Raw genomic sequence first — 21,814 nt, 5'->3', positions numbered from 1 at the left:
GTCGAGCTCGGCGTGGGTCACCTCCTCGCCGGCCGCACGGGCCGGCGGGTACTGGCCAGTGTGGTAGTAGACGGTGCGGAACGGGTGGCGACTGAGCGTCTATGGCCGGTTCGGAATTCGGTGAAGATAGCCGTTTGAAGGGCAGCCCTCATCCGGGTCACCTGTCGGGCACATCGCAGGGTCGGTTTTGTCACCAAAGAGGTAGGTGTCCACCGTGCAGTCACCGGCGGAGAAGGCCAGCGACAGTACCGTGCCGGGTGTGGCGGTCTCGTCAGCGGTTCTGCCGGCCTCAGTGGATGCGTAGAACGCCCAACGGCCCGACGACAGGGCCGCCGGTCGCTGCAGTCTGATGCGACCGGCAACTCGCCGAAGTGCTCGCTGGTGAAGGTGCGATCCGCATGGAACGTCAGGGATGTACCTGCCTCGCTGGTCCATCGCCCCACAACCTGATCCGCTGAAATCTCTGCGGCGTAGATCGCCGCCGCATGGCCGCACGACACCGTCAGCGCCGCCGCCGCAGCCGTGAAAGCAGCCAACCGCCACACATGTCGGCCCACGCCCACCCCTCCCCGAGGCACCCGGGCAGCCACCCGTATGCAGGCCACGATGGGCCGCACCGCAGTATATTGAACGCGCTCAAATCCTGGAGCTCCCGCCCGATGACATCCGCGACCGACGGGAACAAAAGGCGCCGCCGGTCATCCGCCCCGCCGCCGCCTCCTTGTCCACATTCCGACGCTGACCACCAGCCAGACGTGGGGCGGTCGGGATCGTTGCACAGCCACAGATCGACCGTTCCGACCAACAAGTGCTCCTCCCACTTCCAGACCTCCGCCCGCGGATCGAGCTCGGCGGCGCCGTCGATGCGCAGCGGCATCAGTGCCAGTTCGAAGGGGTCGGGCACGTCGGCGTAGGCGGTCCGCAGGGGCGTGCTGGCGGCGTGGTCGGCTGTCAGCTCCCGGTCCGGTGTGACCTCCCACGTGAGGCCGTCGGGCACCTGGCCGTCCAAGTACGTGCGGATTGGGCCGCGTACCAGCGGCAGACCGTCCTTGCCGCGCCGGGCGTGCTCGGCTGCGGGCAGGCGGACCACCAGGCGTAATAGGGCGTTCCGCTGTCGTAGGAGTCGTGGTCGACGCACAGCTCGTGGACGCAGCCGAGTGAGGTGGCGAACTGTGTCATCGTCTTCTGGGTCCGCTCGTCCGGGCCTGGGTTCTCACCGGCGAGCTGCGATGGGTCTTGGACCTCCAGCCTCCACACCACCCAGTCGAAGCCCTCCCACTCCTTCGCCGGCTTCATGTCCTGCGCCACCGCCACCCTCCGCTTGACTCGGCTGGTTGTGTACGGCCAGTACATCAGCGGGCAGACGGTACGTGGCAGGGTTCGCGTTTCCCGGCCGCGGATGAGCGAACCCGGGGACCGGTTCCAGGGCATCCGCCGACGCTGCACGCTCGTTGAATGTGGCATGAGGACTACGACGGGCGGCTTCGCCGCTCCGAAGGACGCAGCGGACGCGATCGTCGATGAGATCTTGCGCCGCCGCATCGCCACCGACGACGCGCGCCGCCAGCACAAGCGGCTGCGGCAGACCCAGCCGAAGAGCCCGTGGTTCGACGAAGCGACGGGGTACGAAGTGCGGCGCTTCGAAGCGGACATGGAGGAGCGCGCGCTGCTCCTCGCGCTCGCGCACCTCCTGGATGGCGGTGACGCGGAGGGGTTCGTTACGGAGTCCGTCCAGCGCCGCTACCTCGCAGCGACCATCCCCGTGGCCGGCACCAGCCAGATCGTTGTCTCCCGCGAAGGCTTCGCGCTCCAGCCCAGCTAACACAGAGGCGCGGCCGTACTACGTCCCCGTGACGGGGCCCGGGATGGAGCGGGTGCTCCCGGGGCGCGGACCGCGCCGCGCCTGGCAGCGCAGCCCTTCTCGTGGTCCACGAGCATCCAGGCTTCACAGGAGTACTCCCCAAGCTGGCCGTTCACCTGGGCAGCGGCCGAACGCCTGGCGGGGGCCTCGTCCTCCACGCAGAGCCCCCGGGCTCTTCCGCTGTCAGGGGGCGAGAGGTTCCGGTACAGGTCAGGCGCATGCTCGGTGGTGCAGGCAGGTTCGTCAAGCAGCAGGAGGTGGTTGTAGCGAAACTCCTCCCGGGGCAGATGGTTGAGAACGCTGGCCCTGTGCAGTTCTCCTCGCCCCCTGACGGACCGCTGCCCCGTACCGTGCGCCTCCGGCTCTCAGTCGAAGATGTCCAGGAGGTCCGGCCAGGAGCCGTCGGCGGCGCGGCGGGCCCGCATCGGGCGCGGCTCCGGGTAGGTTGCCGCTGCGGCCTTCGCGCGGACGATCTCCGGCCCGCCGCACGCCGCGACCGCGAAGGCGCCGAAAACCTTGGCGAAGGCGGCCGGGTCGCGAAACTCCACGCCGAACGCCCGGCCGTCCCGCAGCGGCACCCACACCACCCGGTCGAACCGTATCCACTCCAGCACCGGCTGGTCGTCCGCGGTCGACCGCCCCTCCAACCACAGCCGCGCCACGTGCAGCAGGTTCACCTCCTCCATCGGCAGCCGCTTGCGCCGTACACGCAGTTCACGCGTCGTCAGCGTGACCCGCTGGTCCTTCTTCGGATACCAGACGACGCCGATCCCGAACGGCGCCCACAGCAGGATCCCGATCATCGGCCAGACCACAGCGTCACCCCACGATCGGAGCAGCCCGCCGTCCAACAGGTACAGGGCCCCGAAGACCAGAACCCACTTCGCCGTCATCCGCCAGAACCCAGTGCCCTGCCGGTACAGAACCCGCCGCTTCCTCGTCATCGTCATGCCCGCACGCTAACCGCCACCCCGCAGCTCCCGACAAACCCGGCTGCCCGTCAAAGTCACTCGCACCTCGGTGAGAATGCTCCGCCTGCACTGCGATGACGACGTACCCGGTGAACCCGCAACACGCCTACGCCAAGGCGAGAGGCGCACCTTCAATAATCGTTCAAGAACAGCCGATCAGCACGAACGGAACGGAACCGGCCGGCACCCGGCAACACGCGAGCAGCACAACCCCCGCCAGCCGCCGCACGGCAGCAGGACCGGGCGGGCGAGCGCGGGACGAAACAAGGCGAGGCGGGACGAGCGGGCCGACGGCGCGGCGGATCCCAAGCAGCGACAGAACAGCGCCTGGGCGCCTGCACTGCACACCGGGACCGCGGGGACGACCGGGCCGACGGACGGCGGCCGTGCGGCCGTGCGGCGGACGTACAGCAGGCCGGAGGTCGCGGCGCGGCAGCCGTAGCCGGTCGGTGGCCAACCGGCAGTGCCTGCTGCCCGAGAACTAGGGCGGAGGTGAAGTGCAAAAGCCTGCACCAGGCGCGGCGATCACTATGCGGGGTGGACTACCCGCTCGGCAGCAGGACGATCTCGGCACCGCTTGAGTGCCGAAATGATGAAGGCACCCTTCTCGGACTGCGCCTCGGCCTGGAAGTCCGCGGGTACGTCTCTCGCTCCGAGGAGGAGAATCCACGGCCCGGAGCTCACAGAGCCTGTGGTGCTCAGTCCGCCCTGGACCCGCCACGCGCGCTGCTCCAGTCGCTCGATGATTCGCAGGAGTTCGGCATTGCCCGGCACCTCGGCAGAAAAAGTCACGCCATGCGCTTCGCAGTGTTCGCGCTCCTTGGTGGCGCGCACATGCGGTCGCCCCTGTCCCTGGGCCGCGTACTCGATGTCAGCCAGTACGTCCTCCATTGTCTTCGCCGTAGTCGGCGTCGGCATGGGCACCTGCGGCTGTGTCGCAGCCGGGGCCGGTCAGTGGCTGGCTCTCATCGAGCCCACCGCCAACGACTGCTGCGCCGAAAAGGCCGTCGACGGTGCTCCTACGAGACGACCGTGGTCATGCGCTTGGCCCGGGGCAGGACCACGTAGAGCTTGCGGTGGTCTTCGTCGTCGGCGCTGAGGCCTTGTCACAGAGTTTCGCCTTCGCGTCGAGTGAGACGCACTCCGACGGCGTCACACTCGCGGCCCCTGGCTTGATGAGCGGTGAGGCCGGGGATGAGCAGGCACGCGGATGCGTGGAGGCATCCTCCCTCAGCTTCTCCAGGCGTGCGGTGTGGAGGAGGCCGGCTTTGCTCCCCGGGCCACGCGCCTCCGAACCGCCTGAGGTCCGCTCGGCCACAGCACGCCGGCAGCGGAAGAGGAACGTACCCTCCCGGTCAGGACGCCGCGAGCGGCTGATGTGAGGGGCTGGCCAGCGCCTTGTGGTGCTGCATGGCCGTCAGCCGCCGGACGAACAGGATCGCCCGGATGGCTGCCAAGAGGTCGATGACGCTGCCCGCCACCAGGCCGAGAGCGGCCTGCTGGACGGCGTCGGCTTCCTCGGCGCGGCCCCCATGCCCGGCCGGCGATGCGGTTGACCACGCAGGAGAGCAACCACAGGGTCCACCAGGCGTTGAGGACCGTGCGCGGGACGCGCTTGTCGCGTTCGCTCGCGTCCCAGATGTCGCCCGCTATCGCGCGGGGGATCCAGAGGTTGGCGAACGGGATGAACCAGGAGCCGATCGCCCAGCCGGGGCCGCGGCCATGCTCTTGGGGGCTGAAGATCCCGGCGTTGACGCACGCCCGGTGGAACCAGACGATGAACGTGGCCGCGGTCGCGAGCAGACCGATGAGGCTGAAGGAGTCGGAGAAGTACATCACCACTAGTTCTCCACGTCCCCGGCCTCCGCCGCAGTCAGGGTGGTGGTTCCGCCTCGCACAGGCGGCCTGACCGGGACACGTGACACCCGGGAATCACGCTCAGCCGGCAGGGACCGTCTCGCGCAGGAAGCCGGTCAGCAGGTCCGTCACCGCGGCAGGCCGCTCCAGACTGGGAAGATGACCGGCCCAGGGCAGTTCGAGGTGCCGGGCGTCGGCGAGCAGACCCGGGAGCCGGGCCGCGATCTGCCGAAAATCCGCCATGTCATGGCCGCCCGAAAGAGCGAGACAGGGCGCCTTGATCGCTGACAGATCGATTCCCACCTCGTTCCGGCCGGCCCCCTCGGGGGCGGCCAGTTGCACCTCGAAGGCGTGCCGTTGCATCCCGCGCACCTCCTGCCGGATTGTTTGGTCGGCGTCCGGCCCAAGCCAAGTGTCCACGTTCAGTTCCACAGCCCGCGCGATATCGCCCGCCTCGAGCAGCGCGGCCTCCCGCTCACCGAACGCGCGCAATTCATCGGAGGGTCCATGCCCCGGCAGTCCGGCGCACAACAGCGCCATGGCGGATACCCGGTCCGGACAGCGCGCGGCGATCTCCACGGCAACACGTCCGCCATACGAGGAGGCGATCAGCGCCGCTTGCTCGATTCCGAGGGCATCCAACAGGTCCAGCGCATCCTCTGCATCGTTGTGCAGCCGGTCCGGCAAGGGAGTCCCGCCGAAGCCCCGGAAGTCGCAGCGCACCACCCGGTATCCGGCATCGACAAGGGCCGGCCACTGCGGATCCCACATCCTTCGGTCGCACACCGCGGAGTGCAGTAGAACCAGCGCAGGACCGTCTCCGGCTGCATCGTAAGCGAGAGCCATGCAGCAGACCCTAGGCGGCGAGTGACCGAAGCACTCATGAATTTCACCGCCAGCCGCCTCACTCACGGGCTGCACCCCCCAACCCGGCGAACCTTCGCGGTCAGAGCACTAGGGCCTGTCCGGCGGATCTTGTGACTACTAGGCTGCGACGATGGATCGCTTAACCGATGGACCCGAGCGCCTCGCCAGGTCTGCGGATCTGGCCCGGGTGAATGACTACGACAGTTTCGCCGAGGCGTACTCGGCGGAGACCGAGTGCAACCTCGTGAATGCGTACTACGCGCGGCCCGCGATGCTGGACCTCGCCGGAGACGTGGCCGGCCGCCGGATCCTGGACGCCGGCTGCGGCTCCGGCCCCCTGTCCGCAGCACTTCGCGACCGCGGTGCCGTCGTCACCGGCATCGACACCAGCGCCAGGATGCTGTCACTGGCCAAGCGACGGCTCGGCGACGACGCGGACGTGCACCAGGTCGACCTTCGTGACCACTTGCCGTTCGACGATGGCGCGTTCGACGTCGTGTCTCTTCGCTGGTCCTGCACTACCTGGAGGACTGGGGGCCGACACTGGCCGAGTTGCGGCGCGTGCTCAGGCCCGGCGGGCGGCTGATCGCGTCGGTGGACCACCCGTTTGTGGCCTACACGATCCAGGAACCTCAGCCCGACTACTTCGCGACCACCAGCTATACCTTCGACTGGGCGTTCGGCGGGCAGACCGTCCCGATGAAGTTCTGGCGCAGGCCGTTGCACGCGATGACCGATGCCTTCACCACCGCTGGCTTCCGCCTTTCCAGCATCAGCGAGCCGCAGCCCGACCCGGCCGCCCGCGAACTCTTCCCCGACGGCTTCCACGACCTTTCGGCCAAACCCTGTTTCCTGTTTTTCGTTGCCGAGGTGCCGCTTTCGACCACCGGCTCGGACGACTAGTCAGTCGCGGATCACGAGCGGAGCCGGAGTCGGATCGAGGCGACGATGACGGTGCCATGGAATACGTAGGCGCGCTGATCGAACCTCGTGGCCACAGCCCGGAAGCTCTTCAGGGCATTGATGGTCCGCTCCACTTCGTCCCTGCACTTGCAGAGCGTCTTGTCAAAGCCGGTGGGTCGACCACCCTTGCTGCCGCAGGCTTGCCGGTTGGCCCCCTGGCTCTTCGGTTCGGGAATGGTGTGCTTGATCTGACGTCTGCGCAGATAGCGGCGATTGCGGTGGGAGCTGTATGCCTTGTCGCCACCGAGGTGGTCCGGTCGCATCCGGGGACGCCCGCTGCCAGGGCGCTTGATCTGGATGCGTTCCAGCACCGGGATGAGCTGGGGGCTGTCGCCCCACTGACCAGGAGTGATCAGCAGGGCCAGTGACCGGCGGCCGCCCTCCCCGGCGAGGTGGATCTCGCAGGTGAGGCCGCCGCGGGAACGGCCGTCCCTCATCGGGCCGGTGCTGAGGAGGAATCGACCGCCTCTTCGGGATCCGCGGCGCCCTGCGCGGTGCCCCGGCCGCATGCTGGTGAGCCCGGCACGAGGTGGAATCCACGCTCACCATGCTCCAGTCGATCCGTCCTTCGGCGTCAGCATCGGCCAGGACGGCCTGGAGAATCCGATCCCAGGTTCCGTCCGCGGACCAGCGGCGATGGCGCTCGTACACCGTCTTCCAGTTCCCGAACCGCTCCGGCAGATCCCGCCACGGGACGCCGGAGCGGATCCGGAACAGGATCCCGTTGATCACCCTTCGGCGATCGCTCCACCGCCCGCCACGGCGACCCGGCTTCGGCAGATGCCGCGCGAGTCTCGCCCACTCGTCGTTCGTCAGATCGCTCCGCCCCACGAGCAGAACGACGACCCAGGGGCCAGACAGTCACATGATCCGCCGGACAGGCCCTAGTGCCGCGTCAGGCAACGTCGTGGGTCTTCTGCTCGTGACGGGCGCCGCACATCTCGGCGAGGTCATCGTGCTGGCCACCGCGCGTGGTGCCGGTCCCGCCGCACACTTCCCTCCGGCAGATCCAGCGGGACCAGGGCCGTGCCCGCTTCCGCGGTCCGCCCTCGTCAACGTCACCGATGGCGGGGTCGCGCGGACCTCTGCGCTCCGGCGCCCCCTGACCGCTGGGCCTGGCCTGCGGAAACGATCTTCCCTTGGCGCCGCTAAGCGGCATCGGGCCTGGTGTTCGATCCGATCGCCCCGCGCCCGCGTCTGTGAACAGCGACGGCCCTGACACCGGGCGGGAGTCAGGGCCATCACACGCGGCCCGGCGTGGGGCCGGGTTGTGCACCGTCGCCTGGGTCAACGTGTCAGGGAGGAATGGGTCACGTCGCCGACCGGCTGTCTGCTGGGAGTCGATGTGGTCGACGACGACCTGGTGGTCCTTCAGCGCCCGCACTCGCCAGTCGCGAACCTGCTCGCGGGTCAGATCCTCGAAGAACAGCTCCTCCTGGCTGTTGACGTCGTCGTCCTCCGGCTCCGGAGCGGGAACGGCGGTAGTCACGCAGCGCTCGGCTGGCTCCAGGACCGAAACACAGGTCCCCAAGCAGAACGCGGGGCAGACAGCCGGCCGAGCAGGGGCATCGGGCAAACACGATCGCTGGACCGATGCCCTGGCAACGAAACCTTCGAGACGTGGGAAGACACCCGGCTTCGTGGCACGTACGTGGCCAGTACCGCTCGGGACCGGTGGTTCAGCGGACTCGCCCTCTGGAAGACGAGTCCTGATTCGTCGGCGAGGACAACACCCTGTGTCCAGTCACGGAAGTCGCTGGGCTTGAGACCCAGGAGGCAACATGGATTCCCACGTCGCCTCAGGGGCGCCACCGGGCGCATGCGGCAGCCCCCAGACGTACGCGAGCGCTCGCCGTGAAAGTCCCGTCAGCCGCTGGGCTTGGCCGAGCGGCGGTATTCCTCGTTGAGGCGCTGGGCCTCTTCGAGCTGGTCCTCGAGGATGACGATGCGGCAGGCCGCCTCGATGGGGGTCCCCTGGTCGACGAGTTCGCGGGCGCGGGCGGCGATGCGCAGCTGGTAGCGAGAGTAGCGGCGGTGGCCGCCGGCCGAGCGCAGCGGCGTGATGAGTCGGGCTTCACCTATGGCGCGGAGGAAGGCGGGGGTGGTGCCGAGCATTTCGGCGGCGCGCCCCATGGTGTAGGCGGGGTAGTCGTCGTCATCGAGTCGGTTGAGCGGGTTTTCTGCGGCCATGTCACCTCGTTGTGTAACGCGTCGAGGGGCCCTGGTGCCGTACAGCACCAGGGCCCCGAGGGGTTCAACACCATCTGCCGGCCTTGTGCTGTGCCGGCTTTCTGTTTCCGCAGCTCCGCTGCCCGGGAGAGGGCGGGGAGTGCGGGGATCGCGGATGCGTGACCGGGGACCACCTTCCAATCCGGGGCCTGCGGTACCCGAGCGGACCCTAGGTCCGGCCCGGGCGATCCTGATGGCGTTATTCCTCCTTGTTTCTTCTGATCAACCTCTTGTGGTGCTTCATCCTGCGTGTTGCTGGCGGCCCCGTTGGGCCGCCCGGCCCGGCGGCCAGTGGTGGAACCCTGTTACGCCTTCGGATCCACCGCTCCACCGCCGTGCCGTCCTGCATGCGCGGCAGTTCGTCTCTGCCACGCCTCGATTACTGTCTGGCTACGGGTGGAATCATAACCTGGAGGGACACAGATTTCTACTCCAGCCATGGCAGATTTTCCGTCATGGGGGTGGTCATATTTCTGTCACCCGTACGTGAGCTCACGTCTGAGCGCGTGCAAGGCGGGCATACGCACCCAGCAGACTGAGCGGTGCCAACGGCATCAGAGGGGTGCGCGATGAGCGACACGACGACCACCACTGGCAGGTCAGAGCCACCATCGGCCGTAGTGCACGGGAACAGCGCTGCCGGCATCCGGCACGCCCGCGACGCCGCCCGGGCCTTTGCCGATGGCCTGAGCCCGCCGCGCGCACGCCGAGACGGCGGACACCCTCACCCTTGTCGTGTCCGAGCTGGTCACCAACGCACTGCGCCACGGCCGTGGCCGGTTCACCCTCAAACTGTCCGCCGGCCCCGACGTGGTGACCGCCGCCGTTAGTGACCCGAGCCCAGCACGTCCACGCGAATGCACCCCGGATCTGAACGGCGGCAGCGGCGGCAGCGGCTGGCACATGGTCCGCCGCCTCACCCGCAGTCTAACCATCACCCCCGGCCTCGGCCACGGCCACGGCCACGGCCACGGCCACGGCAAGACGATCCACGCCCAGCTCGCCCGGCATGGCGCCGACACCGAACCGCCAACAAAAGCCCGATGACGCGCAGCGCCCCGCCGGATCCCGCAGGACCGCCGGCCATTGCCGCTGGGTCAGGGCTCACGTCCAGTACGCAGACCGGCGCCCCCGCCCACCGGTGGGTGTGGCGGTGGCGATGGTCGCTCTCGGGACGCTCCGAGGTGGGCCGCGTGGCCCCCGGCCGCCCATGCTCGGTCGGTCGCCACACCTTCCGCCCCCAGAACCCTGCTCCGAGCCCCACGACGGGGCCAGGCTCGTCGACGCCGCATCCGGGCGCGAGCGGCCCTTGGGGGTGGGACCGGCCAGGTTCAAGGCGATTCTTGAAAACGACCAGGGGTACTCCTCGCCTCACTTGATCCAGCCCACAAGGAAGTGGGGAAGTTCGACGAGCGGCCAGTCCGCTGTGACGGCGGTCGCGGGTCGGTATCTCGTCCGGGGCACGGCCAGCCGAACCGACGAGGATGGGTGCCAGGCCGTCGGAGGAACCTGAGATCCCCCGGACGTGGGGTGGGCGTGTGGACGCCGGGCAGACATGCTGGGCCTCGATCGGCTGCGCACAGGGCGCCGCCGCAGAAAGGCACCGTCCGTGATGACCACCACCCCTGTGCTACCCGGCCGGGCCGTCTGCTCGCTGCCCCTGACGTTCGCCTGCGGGGCCGGGGTCGGTGCGCTGGGCGGCACGATTGTGCTGGGCGGCGCGGAGTTCCGGCTGCCACGACTGATCGGCGTGTTCGGGTTCGCGGCCCTGTCAGCGGTCATCCTGAACAAGGCGATGAGCCTGATGGTGGTGAGGACCGCGCTGCCGACCCGGCTAGCCGCCGTGTCCCTCTCCGACCTGGGCGCGCACCGGGCGATCGCGGTCAACCTGCTCGCCGGAAGCCTGCTGGGTGCCTGGGCCGGCGCTTCCTGGGCGGTGCGGATGCGTACCGCCACGCTGTACAAGGTGCTTGCAGTCCTGATGGTGGCCATGGCCGGCGCCCTGATCCTGACCCACACCACGGAGCTGGGCAGTCTCGGTGTTTACCCCGGTTCAGGCCACGACGGGGGTGGTGATTTTGTCGGGTCATATGAGAGCCACTGCTTCGGTGTGAACGGGAGCCGCGTGTAGGCCGTTCGTGGCGGTGGCGTACTCGCCCGGGGCGGATGTTCTTCGGTGAGTTCGGGAGCCACTTCGGCGGGATTGGGAGCCACTGATCGGGTGACCGGGCGGGTCTGGGTGGAGTGTCCGAAAGGACCGGGTCAGTGTCGTCGATAACGTGTGGTCGCGGGCCCGGGTTGCCTCCCTGACAAACCTTGGCCAGGGCCCACCCCACGCGAAGCGAGAGCACTGCGACAGCATGTCGTGATCGAGCCCGTTGGGTTCCTCGGAGTGCCTGACGCACTGGCCCAGCCGGCTCTCGCAGGGGACCACCATCGTTGCGCACCTCCGCAACGTGAACGCGGCGGACCACTTCTACTGGTTCGACATGCCCGAAAGCGGCGACACCGAACCACACACGGAAGCCGCGAAGAACGGCTGGGTATGCACGGATGAGTGGCGTACCAGGCCGTCCCACGTCTTCAGCACCGCTGTAGCGTTGTCCGCAAACGATCAGGGGGATTCAGTGACGAGGTCTTTGCACTTCAGCTGGGAACTGAGCGGCTCCGGCTGGGCGACGTGCAGGATCTGGGACGGCTCGACGAAGCACCGGGACAGCGTCAGCTACTGCACAAACGCGCTCGCCGACTTGTTGAAAGGCGTGACGGGCCTCTACGGCCCCCATGGCATCCAGCGGTTCTCGTTCGACCTCGAACCGGCAGAGGCGCGGTGGATTCTTCGTCGCCGAAACAGCGACGTGCACATCACGATCCGTCGCTTCCCGGACATGTCGACGAGCTGCGACGCACCGGACGGGAAGGGCACCCTCGTGTGGACGTCCACACGTCCTCGCACCTCCCTGGCACATGCGGTCCTGATGGCTGCCGAGAAGGTGTGGCGAACCCACGGCGAGGACGGCTACCTCCAGAAGTGGCAGCTGCACGCCTTCCCCACCACCGAACTGGAAACCCTTCGGCACCTGCACCTGGCAGCTGATGACTGCGTTCTCCAGCACTGAACCAACGGCGCCTCACGACGCAAACAAAAGCTGAGCCAGAACCGCTTCTTGTGCGCAGAGCCAGCCATCGGTAAGGGCCAGGTCCTTCGTGCTGCCTGGCGGGTTGTCAGCTCTGGGCGGTGAAGAGGGATTCCTGCGTGGTCTGGTAGCGGTAGGACTCGGTGCCGGTCTGCATCAGCGTGCAGCGGAAGGTGATCCGGTCGGCGATGGCCGCGCAGAGGCGGGCGTCGCCGAAGGTCTTGTCCCACTCGGTGAAGGGTGAGTTCGTGGCGACCGCGGTGGCCTTGCGCTCCTCGCGCTCGGTGAAGATCTGGAACAGCAGCTTGGCGCCCTTGCGGTCCAGGTTGAGGTAGCCGAACTCGTCCAGGCAGAGAGAGAAGGTCGATCTTGCTGTAGCGTGCGATGACCGAGGACAGGCGGCGGTTGGCGTCGGCCTCGGCGAGTTCGTTAACCAGCGCGCTGGTGGTGGTGTAGCGCACGGACAGGCCGGTCTCGGCGATCGCGGTGCCGATGCCGATCAGCAGGTGGGACTTGCCGGTGCCGGAGTCGCCGATCAGCACCAGCGGCCGGCCCTCACGGACCCAGGTCGGTGACTTCAGGTCGGCGACGACCTCGGGTGTGACGTTGGGGTTCTTCGCGAAGTCGAAGTCCTCCAGCCGCTTGGGCCTGGGAAAACGGGCCAGCCGCAGCAGCCGCTGCTGGCGGCGAAGGTCCCGGTCGGCCTGCTCGGCCTGGAGCATGTCCAGCCCACCTGGCCGACTCCAGCCGGGAACGTCCGAAGAGCACCTGCTTGACCGCGGGCTTGAGGTTGTCGTAGCGGATGTGCACTGACGGCACCCCGCCCAGCACCGTGAACGCCTCCACGTGCCCTTCCAGGAACGCCTCCTGGGACGCGGTCGCGTAGACCCGGTGCACCGCCCTGCCCGAGTAGGACAGCCGCAGGGTGAACAGCACGCACTTGCGGCGCTGCCCGGCCAGGTCCAGCCAGAAGTCCGCGAAGTCGACCTCCGCCTCCTCGCCCGGCCTCTTCGCCTGTGGCACCGTCCCGTCCAGGTGCCGACGCCCTTCCATGGCTTCCGCCCTGATCTGCGGCCGCCGCTTGGACACGTACTCCCAGACCGCGGTCTGGCGAGCCAGCTCGAAATCGTGCTCCGCCGCCAGACGCTCCATGATCCGCGGGATCGTGTGCTTCTGCTTCGCCGGCGCGTCCAGGTCCTCACGCAGCATCGCGTCGATGAAGCCCTTCACCGGCTCCAGCACGCTCTTGCGTGGCGGCGGCGACTTCCGTTTCGGCGGCACCGGCGACTCCAACGTTTCCTCACCGTGTTTCGCGACACCTTGAACCGCGCGGCGAGCTCCCGCCCTGACAGCCCCTGCTCGCGATGAGCCTGGCGGATCCTCTCGAACAGCCACTCACGTGACCTGTGCACCAGCGGTCTCCCTGACCTGGACCGTGATCAACAGGCACAGCGTGACGGCCAACCAGAGCAACCACTCGCGAATACTCCGAAAGCGGCATGTTCCACACCATCACACCGACTGGCTCCCGAACTCACAAAGAACCACTGGCTCCCATTCACGCCGAAGCCCTGGCTCTACTTCGCCCCGATAAAAGCAGGATCCAGACCCTGCTCCGGAAAGGGCTCGGCAAGCCGGGACAGGTCCGCCAGCTCGGCGCCATCGCCCTCCCACCGCCAGCGGCCTTGCACTCGCTGCACCGGGAAAACGCCGTAGGCGGGACCTGCGCCACCCGCGCCGACTCGAACAAGGAAGGATCGAAATTCCTCTGGTAGCCGCACCTTCATCTGCGCCTCAAGCTCAGAGAGCTGAGCATGGCTGAGCGGCTCCTGCAGAACCCACTTGTGCCCCAAGGCCCCGAACACCTCCTTGCTCTCGGGAGACGTCCCCAATGCCTCGACCCGCTGACGGACGCCCGTCCATTCCTGATCAGCCATGCGCAAAAGCTGGACGCTGCCACCGACATCGGGCCCAGCGGGGCACCCTGCCCTCCGGAAAGCCAGGTGGGGCCACTTCAAACCGTTCCTCCCCGGGGCCTGACGAAGTCGTCGCGGGGCCAAAGAAGACCGTCCTAGACAGGATCGCGGGGACTGCCATCACGGAGGTGGACACAGGCCCCGGGGGCATCTACGCACGGCTCGCCGACCTTGGCTTCGCGCCGGCCCACTTCCGGGAGGAGATCCGGGTGAGGATGCCATCCGCCGACGAGAGGGCGCTCCGAACCTGTCACGCAGCACGCCCGTGATGAAGGTCTGCCGAACCGCCTACACCGAGCATCTTATGGCTGCGATACCTTGATCTCAGCAGTCGGACAGCGCTGCCCCGTCGCTCACTGAGCTGTGATAGACGCCTCGGCTGTTCGTCGCTGACGTGGCCACATGTCGTCATACGCGGCGTCCATGAATTGTGCCTGCAGTCTGCCCAATGCGGATGCTTCAGCTACCTCGCCTCGCGCTGCTGCAGTGAGGCTGGCCGCGTAACGGTAGGTAGCGCCCCGCAGGGGCTCGCTTCTTGCCGCAAGGTCGATTCCCTTCTGCGCGAGCCACAGGTCATCGACGAGTTGGTCGAGTGCGGGAGCGGATGCCGTCTCGACGCTCTGTGAGCGCGCGGCTGTCGCCTTCTCCACCTGTGACGCAATGCTCAGGAACTTCAGGACGGCATCCTTGAGCTCCGCGCGGTGCGCGGCAGATTCCTGTACGTCCACCTGCCGACTGCTCGCCCTCGACATCAGATACTGGCCGAAGAACGACCCGCCCGCGCCCAGCACAACACCCACCAAGGACAACAGCGCCGGCCCCAAGGTTCCCCAAGATCCCATGTCTGAAGTTTCTCAGCACCGGCTTGTCGAAGTGAAGGGCGGGCCGGGGCCCTTAAGAGGGCGTTTTGACCCGTCGCATCGCCCACGAATCCAGACCAACCTGGTGAGGATCCTGAAACGCATTAAGTACGCAGAACGGGGCGGAACAACGGTCAAAACGCCCTGCCCGACGGTTACTTCCTCGGGTCAGTTTGAGTGGGTTCCCGAGGGCGCGCCGGCCAACGGCTGGCTCAGAAAGTCAGCCGGACCGTTCGTCTGCCGCCGTCAGGAGCCTCCGGATACCGTGGGGGCATGGCTCGGGAAATCCGTATCTAGATCAGCGACGAGGCGTACGAGCAGTTGCAGCGCGCCGCGGCGGAGAAGCGTGTGGCCGCTGAGGCGTACGCCGGCCAGGTCTTGGCCGCCGACCTCACGCGGGTCCGCTTCGTGGAGGGCGCTCGGTCCTTCATCAGCCAGCACGCCGAGGGCTTCGCGGAACGCTTCGGGGGCCGCGCCGGCCGCAGTGTCGATGCCGCCTGAACCGCTCCCGCGCCCTGATCCTTCAGGTTGATCTGCCCTGGCTGCTCGACATCGCGCACCGGGAGATTCCTGGTTCGCCAGGCGGGAGCACTCCGGAGCCGGGCGATCACGCGCGGGGCCGCTCCGCGGCGGGCTGTCGACCAAACTGCACCTGGCCTGCGAACAGGGGCAAAGGCCCTTGTCGCTGGTCCTGAGCGCCGGGCAGGCCGCGGATGCCCCGCACTTCGAGGCGGTGATGGCCGGTATCCGCATCGCCCGGCCGGATGGTGGCCGACCGCGGACCCGGCCGCAGCGGGTCCGCGTCGACAAGGCGTATTCCTCCCGCGCCATCCGCGCCCACCTGCGTCGGCGCCAGATCGCCTGCACCATTCCCGAGCCTGCTGACCATGCCGGTCACCGGCGCAGGCGCGGCAGCCGTGGCGGCCGGCCGCCTTCGACCCGATCGACTACCGCGGCCGGCACGCCGTGGAGTGCGGCAGCAACCGCCTCAAACGCCACCGGGTGGCAGCCACCCGGTTCGACAAGCTCGCCGTCAGCTACCTGGCCACCGTCCACATCACCGCCGTCAACGAATGGCTCCACCTACTTCGAAACACGGCCTACTGGTCGCGCTTGGGCCAGACGGGGCCCTGATCGGTCCAGATGACACCCTTGTTGCGGCAGAGGCAGAAGGGGTGGCCAATGGGGTCGGTGTAGACGCGGAAGCCGTAGCCGTCGGGACCGATGCAGTCCCGCTGCAGGGTCGCGCCGAGGGCCAGGACGCGGCGCTGTTCGGCCTCGATGTCGTCGACTTCGAAGTCGAGGTGGAACTGCTTGGGGTGCTCGCTGTCGGGCCACTGCGGGGCGCGGTAGTCCTCCACCTGGATGAAGGCCAGTTCGATCTCGCCGAGCTGGATACCAGCCCAGTTCTCGTTACTGCCCTCCTTGACCGGAAGCCCCGTCACCTCGGAGTAGAAGGCTGCCAGCTTCATCGTGTCCGGACAGTCGATGATGAAGTCGGTTAGTCGTAGCATCCCGCGATCTTGCCACAAGATCAAATGAGCCGGTGAGACAGGCCCCAGAGGACTTCGAGAAGGCAAGGCCCGGACCAGGCGTCCGGGCCTTGCTTGTTTCGGGACCATGGTTGTGCTGCGCACGATGAGGGGGCCGGGGGATGACCTTTCGCGGGCCGCAGCGATCCTGCGGCAGCTCACCTCGCGGGAACACCTTCGGTGACAAGGCCCTGCGTGTCGGCGTTCGCTTCAAGGTGCACCGGGCGGTACACGCGAACGTGCACCACGCGCCATGCCCGGTCTTGCGGGAGTGTCATGGAGTGGCATTGCCGCCCCGGCCGAGATCCTTGAGGAACTGCCGTTGGTCGTCCAGGAATCCGTCCGCGAAGAGCGAACGGGGGGAGAAGAGCGCGGTAAGCGTGGTCTTGAGGCCCGACTGCTCGATGGACCGTTTGAGCAGTGAATGGGCCGCGTCCGGGTATCGCTTGACCGTCAACGCACCGCCTCCGTCCAGCGCCCTGCGGTAGCCGCGCTCCGTGTCGGCGGTGTCCACGTTGATGTCATGGCCTGCCAGGGTGAGCAGCACCGGTACGCCGCGCAGGGCGCGGAGGTCTCGCGTGGCGTCCGCGGTGTAGTTCTTGGAGATGAAACCCCAGCGATCGGCGGTCATGCCGTTCGCGTCGCCGCCCATCTCTGTGACGTATTCCTCGAAGGTCGCGTGGCGTGCCAGCAGCCGGCGGGTGTGGTCGCTCTTGGCGATCTCGGCCTTGGTGCGGGCCGCCGATGCGCCGTCGGCGCGCAGCTCGGCGAGGAGGTTGTAGCGGCCCTGCTGGAGCCAGTTGATCGCGGGTGAGACGGCGATGACGAAGCTCACGGGCGTCTTCGCTGCGACCTTCGGCAGGACCCAGCCCGCCTGGCTGGCGCCCCAGAGCCCGATCCGGTCGCGGTCGATGTCCGGGCGGGCGCGCGCCCAGGCGATGGCCGCGACCGCCTCGTCGGCCCGGTCGTCCATGGACTGGTCGAGCCAGTCGCCGGGTGCGCCCGCGACGCCGGGCTTGTCCCAGGACAGGGAGGCGTACCCGGCCTTGGCGTTCGCTTCCCACATGGGCTTGTAGCCGTCGTCGTGGGTGGCGTCGAGGGGGCCGTCGCCGTGGACGTACACGACCAGGCCATGGCGCTTGCGGCCGTCCTTGGGGGCGGCCAGTACGCCGTTGAGGGTATGACCGCCGTGGCGGATGGAGACGCGTTGCTCCTCCATGTCGTAGGTGTTCTGCCACAGCACCACACCGGTGAGGCCGGTGGCCACGACCAGGACGGTGACGAGTGACCACACGGCGGCGCGGAGCCCGCGCCTTCGGGGCTGGACCTTCGGGCACATGAGATCTGACCGCCTCTGCTCGGGGTTACGCAGCACCGAAACTATCACCGCAGGAACGGTCGTGTAAGAAGTGATAGTTTCAGTGGGAGGCTGGACGAGGAAATGGGGGCACGGACATGGAACTGCACGCGACGGGTGCCGGCACCGGGCCGGTGACGGTACGGCAGGGCGTTCCAGCGGGAGCCGAGCAGCGGGCGGCTGAGCTGTACTGGGACGCTTTCGGCCGCAAACTGGGACCCGCCCTGAACCCGCCGGACAAGGCGGTGCCCTTCATCGCCGCCCACCTGAACGCCGACCGCGCGGTGTGCGCGTTCCTCGACGGGCAGCTCGTCGGCCTCGCCGGCTACCAGCTCGGCGGCCGGGCTCTCACCGGGGGCTCGGCCGCCGCCGTGCTGCGCGCGTACGGACACCTGCGGGGACTGCACCGACTCCTGCTCCTCGCCCTGTTCGAACGCCACCCGGCCCCCGGGCAGCTCGTCATGGACGGCATCGCCGTGGACCCGGGCATACGTGGCCGCGGCGTCGGAAGCCTGCTCATCGAAGAAGTGGCCGCAGTCGCGGCTGAGCAGGACTGCCGGGAGATCCGACTGGACGTGATCGACACCAACCCGCGCGCCAGGGCCCTGTACGAGCGGCGCGGCTTCACGGCCGTACGGACCGAGCACACGCCCTGGCTTCGCGGGCTGATGGGGTTCGGCGCGGTGACCACCATGCACCGCCCTGTCGGGGCGAACGGGCCGAGAGGACTGAGCACACCATGACCGAACACATCGAGATCCCCACCCGCATGCTCGTCCACGCGCTGATCCGCGAGGACGGCACCGTCGGCGCGGACGAGCTCTACACCGTCGCCAACACCCTGGGCATGAGTGACCAGCAGGTGCGGCTGTGCGTCAAACGCCTCGTGGCCGAAGGCCGGTTCACCCACGAGGGCCGAGGTCGCAAGGCAGAGCTGCACGCCACCGCGGACACCATGCGTGCCCTCGCCCCCAACGCGGACTTCCTGCGGCACGCGTTCCAGCAGGACGCCGGGCTCGCGCCCTGGGACGGTGTCTGGCACCTCGCCGCCTTCGCGGTGCCCGAATCGGCGCGCACGGCCCGGGACTCCCTGCGCGAGACCCTCGTCCACCTCGGCGGTGCCCCACTCCAGGGCGGACTGTACGTCTGCGCCAACACCTGGGAACCGTACGTCGAAGAAGCGGCCCGCCGCCTCGGCGCCCATGGCGCGCTCACCCTCCTCACCACGACGGACCTGCGAAGGGGCGCCACCCAGGAGCCCGCCGAACTCGCCCGCCACCTGTGGCCGCTGCGGGAGATCGCCGACCGCTACCAGCGCCTCAGCCGCCTCGCCCAGCCCCGCCTCGCCCGGCTCACCGGCCCCGACAGCCTCTCCCCCACCGCACTCCTCACGATCGCGGTCGAACTGGCCGCCGAACTCACTCGCGCCATGGAACCCGACCCACTCCTGCCGCCTCAACTCCTGCCCCAGCCATGGCCCGGCACCCAGGCCCGGGAGCTCATCGCCCGGTGCTGGGCCGCCCTGCGCCACCGAGACCACGGCGAAGCCCGCCCGGCCCTCTTCCGCCTCTACGCCGACATCACCCGAGAAGTAGCAGACCGTGCCGCGCACTGAAAAATGGGTGAGGCACCGAGAGCCTCCTTCCGGGCAGACGGGCATCAGATCAACGTTGTTGCACTTTGATGCGTACCGACCGGTGCACGTGCGGGCGTACGAAGACACCCCGCGTCGGTGGGGGCGGACGCGGTCAGTCGCAGGCGACGCCGTCCTTGTCGCCATCCAGAGCGCCCCGGTAGCCGGCACCACCGATACGAATCGGGGCGGCGCCGGCCGCTCGGGCAGCGGCACAGTTCCGGTAGCAGGCGCTGCCGCCCGAGGCAGTCGACGACTCGTTGGTGTCCCCAGTGGGAAGCGGTGCAGGCGTCTCCCTCCGGTCGCCGATCCCCTTCGGGCACCGGTCGTCGTATCCGACGCCGTAGAGGGTGATCTTCTGGCCGAGGGGTGAGATTCGTCCCCGCCTCGGGCTTCTGGAAGCAGACCTTCGTGCTTCCGAGCCCGAACACATCGGGAACGCGCTTTCCCAACCCACGTCGTAGTGGTCCGGCGGCCACCCGACTACCGGCTGACTCAGGCAACAGGCGGTGGTTCCCGACAACCGTGGTGGGCGGGAAGGACCCGCTCAAGCCAGGCCGGTCCAGCCCCGGCTGCGACCAGCCGTCCGTACACGTCCGAGCAACCCGCTGCCCGCCTCGCTGAAGCCTCCGCCGCCATCGACGACGGAAGCGGATCACCACACTCCCGGCAGTACCGCCGCCCCATCCCGCCAGACGCCACGCCCCAGATCATCCGGCCGGACACACCTCGCGGCCAGCGTTCAAAAAACACCTACTCAGCCACTCTGCAACGTCTGACCACTCACTGGTCTCGCCGGTGGACGCTGGTGACGGCGATGGCACATGCGGCGCATGCCCACACCGTGTAGACGGTCCAGGCTCCGCCGGTGGTCCACGGGAAGGCGATCGGGGAGTAGTTGACATCGACGAGCCGCAGCCACGCACGGTACGGCAGGGTGTGCCCGACGACCGCCGACCAGTGGCGGCCGTCGGTCAGGAACAGCGGCAGCACGAGAATGACCACCACCGAAGTGATCACGGCGGAAGCGGTGTGCCGGATGACGGCGCCGAGCGCGAGGCCGGCGAGCGCGCACACCGGCGCGAGGAGGGCGGAGGCCAGGACGACACGGAAGGCTCCCGGGTCGCCGATGGAGACGCCCGCGTCCCGGCGATCGAGAATGGCCTGCGTCAGAGCGAACGAGGCCCCGGCGACAACCATGCCGAAGACGGTCGTGACCACGGTGACGACGACCGCCTTGGCCGCCATCACCGAACCGCGCGCCGGGACGGCCGCGAACGTCGTCCGGATGGTGCCCGTGCTGTACTCCCCGACGATCACCAGGGCGCCGATGGCGCCGAGGGCGAGCGCCATGAGCAGGGCTGCGTTCGAATTGAACGCCTGCTGCAGCGCCAGCCCGTCTCCGACGAAGGCGGCGCGGTCCTTCGACACCTGCAGCGTCCAGTGGCTGTACGTGTCATAAGCGATGCCCGCGTTGAAACCGATGGCGGCCAGAGCGGTGACCCCGTAGGCGATCCAGGTCGAGCGCAGCGACCGGTGCTTGATCCACTCGGCGGCGACCAGGTCGCGGAAGCGGGCGCGGGTTCGCGGGCGGCGCGTTCGCCGCCGGGAACGTCCGTGGTCGTGTTCGTGGTCGCGGTCATCGGGGGTCTCCTCCAGGGAACTGGACACGGTCGGCGGTGAGCTCCATGAAGGCCTCTTCCAGCGAGGCGGACCGAGTACTGAGCTGATGCAGCGGGAGACCGTGCCGCCGGGCGATCTCGCCGATCCGGACCGCGGTCAGGCCGGTCACGGTGAGCTGCTCGCCCTCCGCGTGCACGACCGCGCCCTCGGCCGTCAGCAGGTCCCTCAGGGCCGTCGCGGCGGGAGTGGTCACGGTGACGCTCTTCCGGGCGCCGCGAGCCGAGAACTTCGCGAGGCTCTCCGCCGCGACCAGCTCGCCACGGCCGATCACGATCAGATGGTCGGCGGTGTGCTCCATCTCCCACATCAGATGGCTGGAGACGAACACGGTGCGGCCGTCGGCCGCGAGCCGCCTGAACAGCTCACGCACCCACTTCACCCCCTCCGGATCCAGGCCGTTGAGCGGCTCGTCGAAGAGCAGCACCGGCGGGTCCCCTAGCAGGGCCGACGCGATGCCGAGCCGCTGTTTCATGCCGAGCGAGAATCCGCCGATGCGGCGCCGGGCGACCTCGGCGAGACCGACCTCCCTCAGCACCTCGTCCACCCGGCGCCGCGGGATGCGGTTGCCGCGCGCCAAGGCCGACAGATGGGCCGCCGCGCTGCGTCCGCCGTGCACATCGTGCGCGTCGAGCAGGGAACCGACATGACGCAGGCCGCGAGGGCGGTCGCGGAAGGGCCGGCCTCCAACGGTGACCGTGCCGCTGGTGGGCTCGTGCAGGCCGAGGATCATCCGGAGGGTGGTGCTCTTGCCGGCGCCGTTCGGTCCGAGGAATCCGGTCACCTGACCGGGGCGCACGGTGAAGGTCAGGTCCTTGACGGCTGTCGTGCCGCCGTATCGCTTCGTGAGTTCGTTGACTTCGATCACGGCGCCCACGGTGCCGTTCGGCG

General features: G+C 68.5%; 24 protein-coding genes and 5 pseudogenes. 11 read left to right on the top strand and 18 right to left on the bottom strand.

Annotated elements, in window-relative coordinates; all coding sequences use genetic code 11:
• Positions 1-502 precede the first annotated feature (502 nt).
• Positions 503-1,090, bottom strand: a complete 588-nt coding sequence (locus tag AB0J57_RS32305; protein WP_366131939.1) for a hypothetical protein — start codon at positions 1,088-1,090, stop codon at positions 503-505.
• A gap of 372 nt (positions 1,091-1,462) precedes the next feature.
• Between AB0J57_RS32305 and AB0J57_RS32300 the strand changes: the two genes are divergently transcribed.
• Positions 1,463-1,822 carry a hypothetical protein gene (locus AB0J57_RS32300; RefSeq protein WP_366131938.1) on the top strand — a complete coding sequence of 120 codons (360 nt, stop codon included), beginning with the start codon at positions 1,463-1,465 and terminating at the stop codon, positions 1,820-1,822.
• 404 nt (positions 1,823-2,226) lie between these two features.
• Here AB0J57_RS32300 and AB0J57_RS32295 read toward each other — a convergent pair whose 3' ends face one another.
• From AB0J57_RS32295 to AB0J57_RS32280, 4 genes and pseudogenes are all read right to left on the bottom strand, one after another.
• A complete protein-coding gene (locus AB0J57_RS32295) occupies positions 2,227-2,811 on the bottom strand; it encodes a hypothetical protein (RefSeq protein WP_366131936.1) in 585 nt (194 codons plus the stop codon).
• Positions 2,812-3,360: 549 nt separating this feature from the next.
• The gene (locus AB0J57_RS32290) at positions 3,361-3,723 is read right to left on the bottom strand and encodes a hypothetical protein (protein WP_366131934.1); all 363 of its coding nucleotides are present in this window, start codon (positions 3,721-3,723) and stop codon (positions 3,361-3,363) included.
• A gap of 654 nt (positions 3,724-4,377) precedes the next feature.
• Positions 4,378-4,668 (bottom strand): annotated as a pseudogene (locus AB0J57_RS32285) (DUF4328 domain-containing protein); the annotation flags it as partial.
• Positions 4,669-4,770: 102 nt separating this feature from the next.
• Positions 4,771-5,535, bottom strand: coding sequence for an alpha/beta hydrolase (locus AB0J57_RS32280; RefSeq protein WP_366131933.1), 765 nt, complete (start codon positions 5,533-5,535; stop codon positions 4,771-4,773).
• A 151-nt stretch (positions 5,536-5,686) separates the two neighbouring features.
• Between AB0J57_RS32280 and AB0J57_RS32275 the strand changes: the two are divergent.
• A pseudogene (locus tag AB0J57_RS32275) lies at positions 5,687-6,084 on the top strand (class I SAM-dependent methyltransferase); the annotation flags it as partial.
• A gap of 24 nt (positions 6,085-6,108) precedes the next feature.
• Entirely contained in the window at positions 6,109-6,459 is a 351-nt protein-coding gene (locus AB0J57_RS32270; RefSeq protein WP_366132005.1) for a hypothetical protein, read from the top strand.
• Between the two features lie 11 nt (positions 6,460-6,470).
• Here the strand turns inward: AB0J57_RS32270 and AB0J57_RS32265 are convergent.
• Together AB0J57_RS32265 and AB0J57_RS32260 are read right to left on the bottom strand one after the other, a co-directional pair.
• Positions 6,471-7,350 (bottom strand): IS5 family transposase gene (locus tag AB0J57_RS32265; protein WP_366131932.1). Its coding sequence is split into 2 segments (ribosomal slippage): positions 6,471-6,948 and positions 6,947-7,350, totalling 882 coding nucleotides; the frame shifts between segments, so codons are not numbered across the junction.
• 1,035 nt (positions 7,351-8,385) lie between these two features.
• Positions 8,386-8,709, bottom strand: coding sequence for a MerR family transcriptional regulator (locus tag AB0J57_RS32260; protein WP_366131931.1), 324 nt, complete (start codon positions 8,707-8,709; stop codon positions 8,386-8,388).
• 608 nt (positions 8,710-9,317) lie between these two features.
• Here AB0J57_RS32260 and AB0J57_RS32255 point away from each other — a divergent pair.
• The 3 genes and pseudogenes from AB0J57_RS32255 (at position 9,318) to AB0J57_RS32245 (ending at position 11,867) form a co-directional block, all read left to right on the top strand.
• Positions 9,318-9,795, top strand: a pseudogene (locus AB0J57_RS32255) (ATP-binding protein).
• Between the two features lie 565 nt (positions 9,796-10,360).
• Positions 10,361-10,879, top strand: a complete 519-nt coding sequence (locus AB0J57_RS32250; RefSeq protein ID WP_366131998.1) for a TSUP family transporter — start codon at positions 10,361-10,363, stop codon at positions 10,877-10,879.
• Between the two features lie 325 nt (positions 10,880-11,204).
• Positions 11,205-11,867, top strand: a complete 663-nt coding sequence (locus tag AB0J57_RS32245) for a hypothetical protein (protein ID WP_366131930.1) — start codon at positions 11,205-11,207, stop codon at positions 11,865-11,867.
• A gap of 106 nt (positions 11,868-11,973) precedes the next feature.
• On the opposite strand, the gene AB0J57_RS32240 is transcribed toward AB0J57_RS32245, so the two are convergent.
• The 5 genes and pseudogenes from AB0J57_RS32240 to AB0J57_RS32220 all read right to left on the bottom strand — a co-directional run bounded on the left by AB0J57_RS32240 (position 11,974) and on the right by AB0J57_RS32220 (position 13,822).
• Entirely contained in the window at positions 11,974-12,234 is a 261-nt protein-coding gene (locus AB0J57_RS32240) for an ATP-binding protein (RefSeq protein WP_366131997.1), read from the bottom strand.
• Positions 12,233-12,550: pseudogene (locus tag AB0J57_RS32235) on the bottom strand (ATP-binding protein); the annotation flags it as partial. The gene AB0J57_RS32240 and the pseudogene AB0J57_RS32235, both read right to left, overlap by 2 nt.
• A complete protein-coding gene (locus tag AB0J57_RS32230; RefSeq protein ID WP_366132004.1) occupies positions 12,441-13,178 on the bottom strand; it encodes a hypothetical protein in 738 nt (245 codons plus the stop codon). The pseudogene AB0J57_RS32235 and the gene AB0J57_RS32230, both read right to left, overlap by 110 nt.
• Positions 13,112-13,297, bottom strand: coding sequence for an HTH domain-containing protein (locus AB0J57_RS32225; protein WP_366131929.1), 186 nt, complete (start codon positions 13,295-13,297; stop codon positions 13,112-13,114). The genes AB0J57_RS32230 and AB0J57_RS32225 overlap by 67 nt, the downstream gene beginning before the upstream one ends.
• A gap of 165 nt (positions 13,298-13,462) precedes the next feature.
• On the bottom strand, positions 13,463-13,822 hold the full coding sequence (locus AB0J57_RS32220; RefSeq protein WP_366131928.1) for an SMI1/KNR4 family protein: 360 nt from the start codon (positions 13,820-13,822) through the stop codon (positions 13,463-13,465).
• A gap of 143 nt (positions 13,823-13,965) precedes the next feature.
• On the opposite strand from AB0J57_RS32220, the pseudogene AB0J57_RS32215 reads away from it, so the two are divergent.
• Positions 13,966-14,159 (top strand): annotated as a pseudogene (locus AB0J57_RS32215) (UTRA domain-containing protein); the annotation flags it as partial.
• 55 nt (positions 14,160-14,214) lie between these two features.
• Here the strand turns inward: AB0J57_RS32215 and AB0J57_RS32210 are convergent.
• Complete coding sequence (locus AB0J57_RS32210; protein ID WP_366131927.1) at positions 14,215-14,703, bottom strand: hypothetical protein; 489 nt, start codon at positions 14,701-14,703, stop codon at positions 14,215-14,217.
• Positions 14,704-15,069: 366 nt separating this feature from the next.
• Between AB0J57_RS32210 and AB0J57_RS32205 the strand changes: the two genes are divergently transcribed.
• The gene (locus AB0J57_RS32205) at positions 15,070-15,222 is read left to right on the top strand and encodes a hypothetical protein (RefSeq protein ID WP_366131926.1); all 153 of its coding nucleotides are present in this window, start codon (positions 15,070-15,072) and stop codon (positions 15,220-15,222) included.
• Between the two features lie 37 nt (positions 15,223-15,259).
• A complete protein-coding gene (locus AB0J57_RS32200) occupies positions 15,260-15,868 on the top strand; it encodes a transposase (RefSeq protein ID WP_366131996.1) in 609 nt (202 codons plus the stop codon).
• Here AB0J57_RS32200 and AB0J57_RS32195 read toward each other — a convergent pair.
• Both AB0J57_RS32195 and AB0J57_RS32190 read right to left on the bottom strand, forming a co-directional pair.
• Positions 15,822-16,235 carry a VOC family protein gene (locus tag AB0J57_RS32195; RefSeq protein WP_366131924.1) on the bottom strand — a complete coding sequence of 138 codons (414 nt, stop codon included), beginning with the start codon at positions 16,233-16,235 and terminating at the stop codon, positions 15,822-15,824. The two genes, AB0J57_RS32200 and AB0J57_RS32195, sit on opposite strands and share 47 nt — an antisense overlap.
• A gap of 292 nt (positions 16,236-16,527) precedes the next feature.
• Positions 16,528-17,592 carry an alpha/beta hydrolase gene (locus AB0J57_RS32190; protein ID WP_366131922.1) on the bottom strand — a complete coding sequence of 355 codons (1,065 nt, stop codon included), beginning with the start codon at positions 17,590-17,592 and terminating at the stop codon, positions 16,528-16,530.
• 116 nt (positions 17,593-17,708) lie between these two features.
• On the opposite strand from AB0J57_RS32190, the gene AB0J57_RS32185 reads away from it, so the two are divergent.
• Together AB0J57_RS32185 and AB0J57_RS32180 are read left to right on the top strand one after the other, a co-directional pair.
• Positions 17,709-18,353: a GNAT family N-acetyltransferase gene (locus AB0J57_RS32185; RefSeq protein ID WP_366131921.1), complete on the top strand. Its 645-nt coding sequence runs from the start codon at positions 17,709-17,711 to the stop codon at positions 18,351-18,353.
• The gene (locus AB0J57_RS32180; RefSeq protein WP_366131920.1) at positions 18,350-19,225 is read left to right on the top strand and encodes a PaaX family transcriptional regulator C-terminal domain-containing protein; all 876 of its coding nucleotides are present in this window, start codon (positions 18,350-18,352) and stop codon (positions 19,223-19,225) included. The genes AB0J57_RS32185 and AB0J57_RS32180 overlap by 4 nt, the downstream gene beginning before the upstream one ends.
• Positions 19,226-19,358: 133 nt before the next feature.
• On the opposite strand, the gene AB0J57_RS32175 is transcribed toward AB0J57_RS32180, so the two are convergent.
• From AB0J57_RS32175 to AB0J57_RS32165, 3 genes are all read right to left on the bottom strand, one after another.
• The gene (locus tag AB0J57_RS32175) at positions 19,359-19,676 is read right to left on the bottom strand and encodes an excalibur calcium-binding domain-containing protein (RefSeq protein ID WP_366131995.1); all 318 of its coding nucleotides are present in this window, start codon (positions 19,674-19,676) and stop codon (positions 19,359-19,361) included.
• A 350-nt stretch (positions 19,677-20,026) separates the two neighbouring features.
• A complete protein-coding gene (locus AB0J57_RS32170; RefSeq protein ID WP_366131919.1) occupies positions 20,027-20,914 on the bottom strand; it encodes an ABC transporter permease subunit in 888 nt (295 codons plus the stop codon).
• Entirely contained in the window at positions 20,883-21,791 is a 909-nt protein-coding gene (locus tag AB0J57_RS32165; RefSeq protein ID WP_366131918.1) for an ATP-binding cassette domain-containing protein, read from the bottom strand. Before AB0J57_RS32165 ends, AB0J57_RS32170 begins: the two co-directional genes overlap by 32 nt.
• Between the last annotated feature and the right edge of the window lie 23 nt (positions 21,792-21,814).

Source organism: Streptomyces sp. NPDC049837, from assembly GCF_040674455.1.
Classification (GTDB): domain Bacteria; phylum Actinomycetota; class Actinomycetes; order Streptomycetales; family Streptomycetaceae; genus Streptomyces.
This window is presented reverse-complemented; position numbering and strand designations above follow the sequence as displayed.

Coding starts and splice junctions, on each gene's coding strand:
- AB0J57_RS32175 (WP_366131995.1), bottom strand. CDS start 19,676: ATGTGTTCGGGCTCGGAAGCACGAAGGTCTGCTTCCAGAAGCCCGAGG.
- AB0J57_RS32195 (WP_366131924.1), bottom strand. CDS start 16,235: ATGCTACGACTAACCGACTTCATCATCGACTGTCCGGACACGATGAAG.
- AB0J57_RS32210 (WP_366131927.1), bottom strand. CDS start 14,703: ATGGGATCTTGGGGAACCTTGGGGCCGGCGCTGTTGTCCTTGGTGGGT.
- AB0J57_RS32180 (WP_366131920.1), top strand. CDS start 18,350: ATGACCGAACACATCGAGATCCCCACCCGCATGCTCGTCCACGCGCTG.
- AB0J57_RS32190 (WP_366131922.1), bottom strand. CDS start 17,592: ATGTGCCCGAAGGTCCAGCCCCGAAGGCGCGGGCTCCGCGCCGCCGTG.
- AB0J57_RS32220 (WP_366131928.1), bottom strand. CDS start 13,822: ATGGCTGATCAGGAATGGACGGGCGTCCGTCAGCGGGTCGAGGCATTG.
- AB0J57_RS32185 (WP_366131921.1), top strand. CDS start 17,709: ATGGAACTGCACGCGACGGGTGCCGGCACCGGGCCGGTGACGGTACGG.
- AB0J57_RS32295 (WP_366131936.1), bottom strand. CDS start 2,811: ATGACGATGACGAGGAAGCGGCGGGTTCTGTACCGGCAGGGCACTGGG.
- AB0J57_RS32290 (WP_366131934.1), bottom strand. CDS start 3,723: ATGGAGGACGTACTGGCTGACATCGAGTACGCGGCCCAGGGACAGGGG.
- AB0J57_RS32300 (WP_366131938.1), top strand. CDS start 1,463: ATGAGGACTACGACGGGCGGCTTCGCCGCTCCGAAGGACGCAGCGGAC.
- AB0J57_RS32260 (WP_366131931.1), bottom strand. CDS start 8,709: ATGGCCGCAGAAAACCCGCTCAACCGACTCGATGACGACGACTACCCC.
- AB0J57_RS32250 (WP_366131998.1), top strand. CDS start 10,361: ATGACCACCACCCCTGTGCTACCCGGCCGGGCCGTCTGCTCGCTGCCC.
- AB0J57_RS32280 (WP_366131933.1), bottom strand. CDS start 5,535: ATGGCTCTCGCTTACGATGCAGCCGGAGACGGTCCTGCGCTGGTTCTA.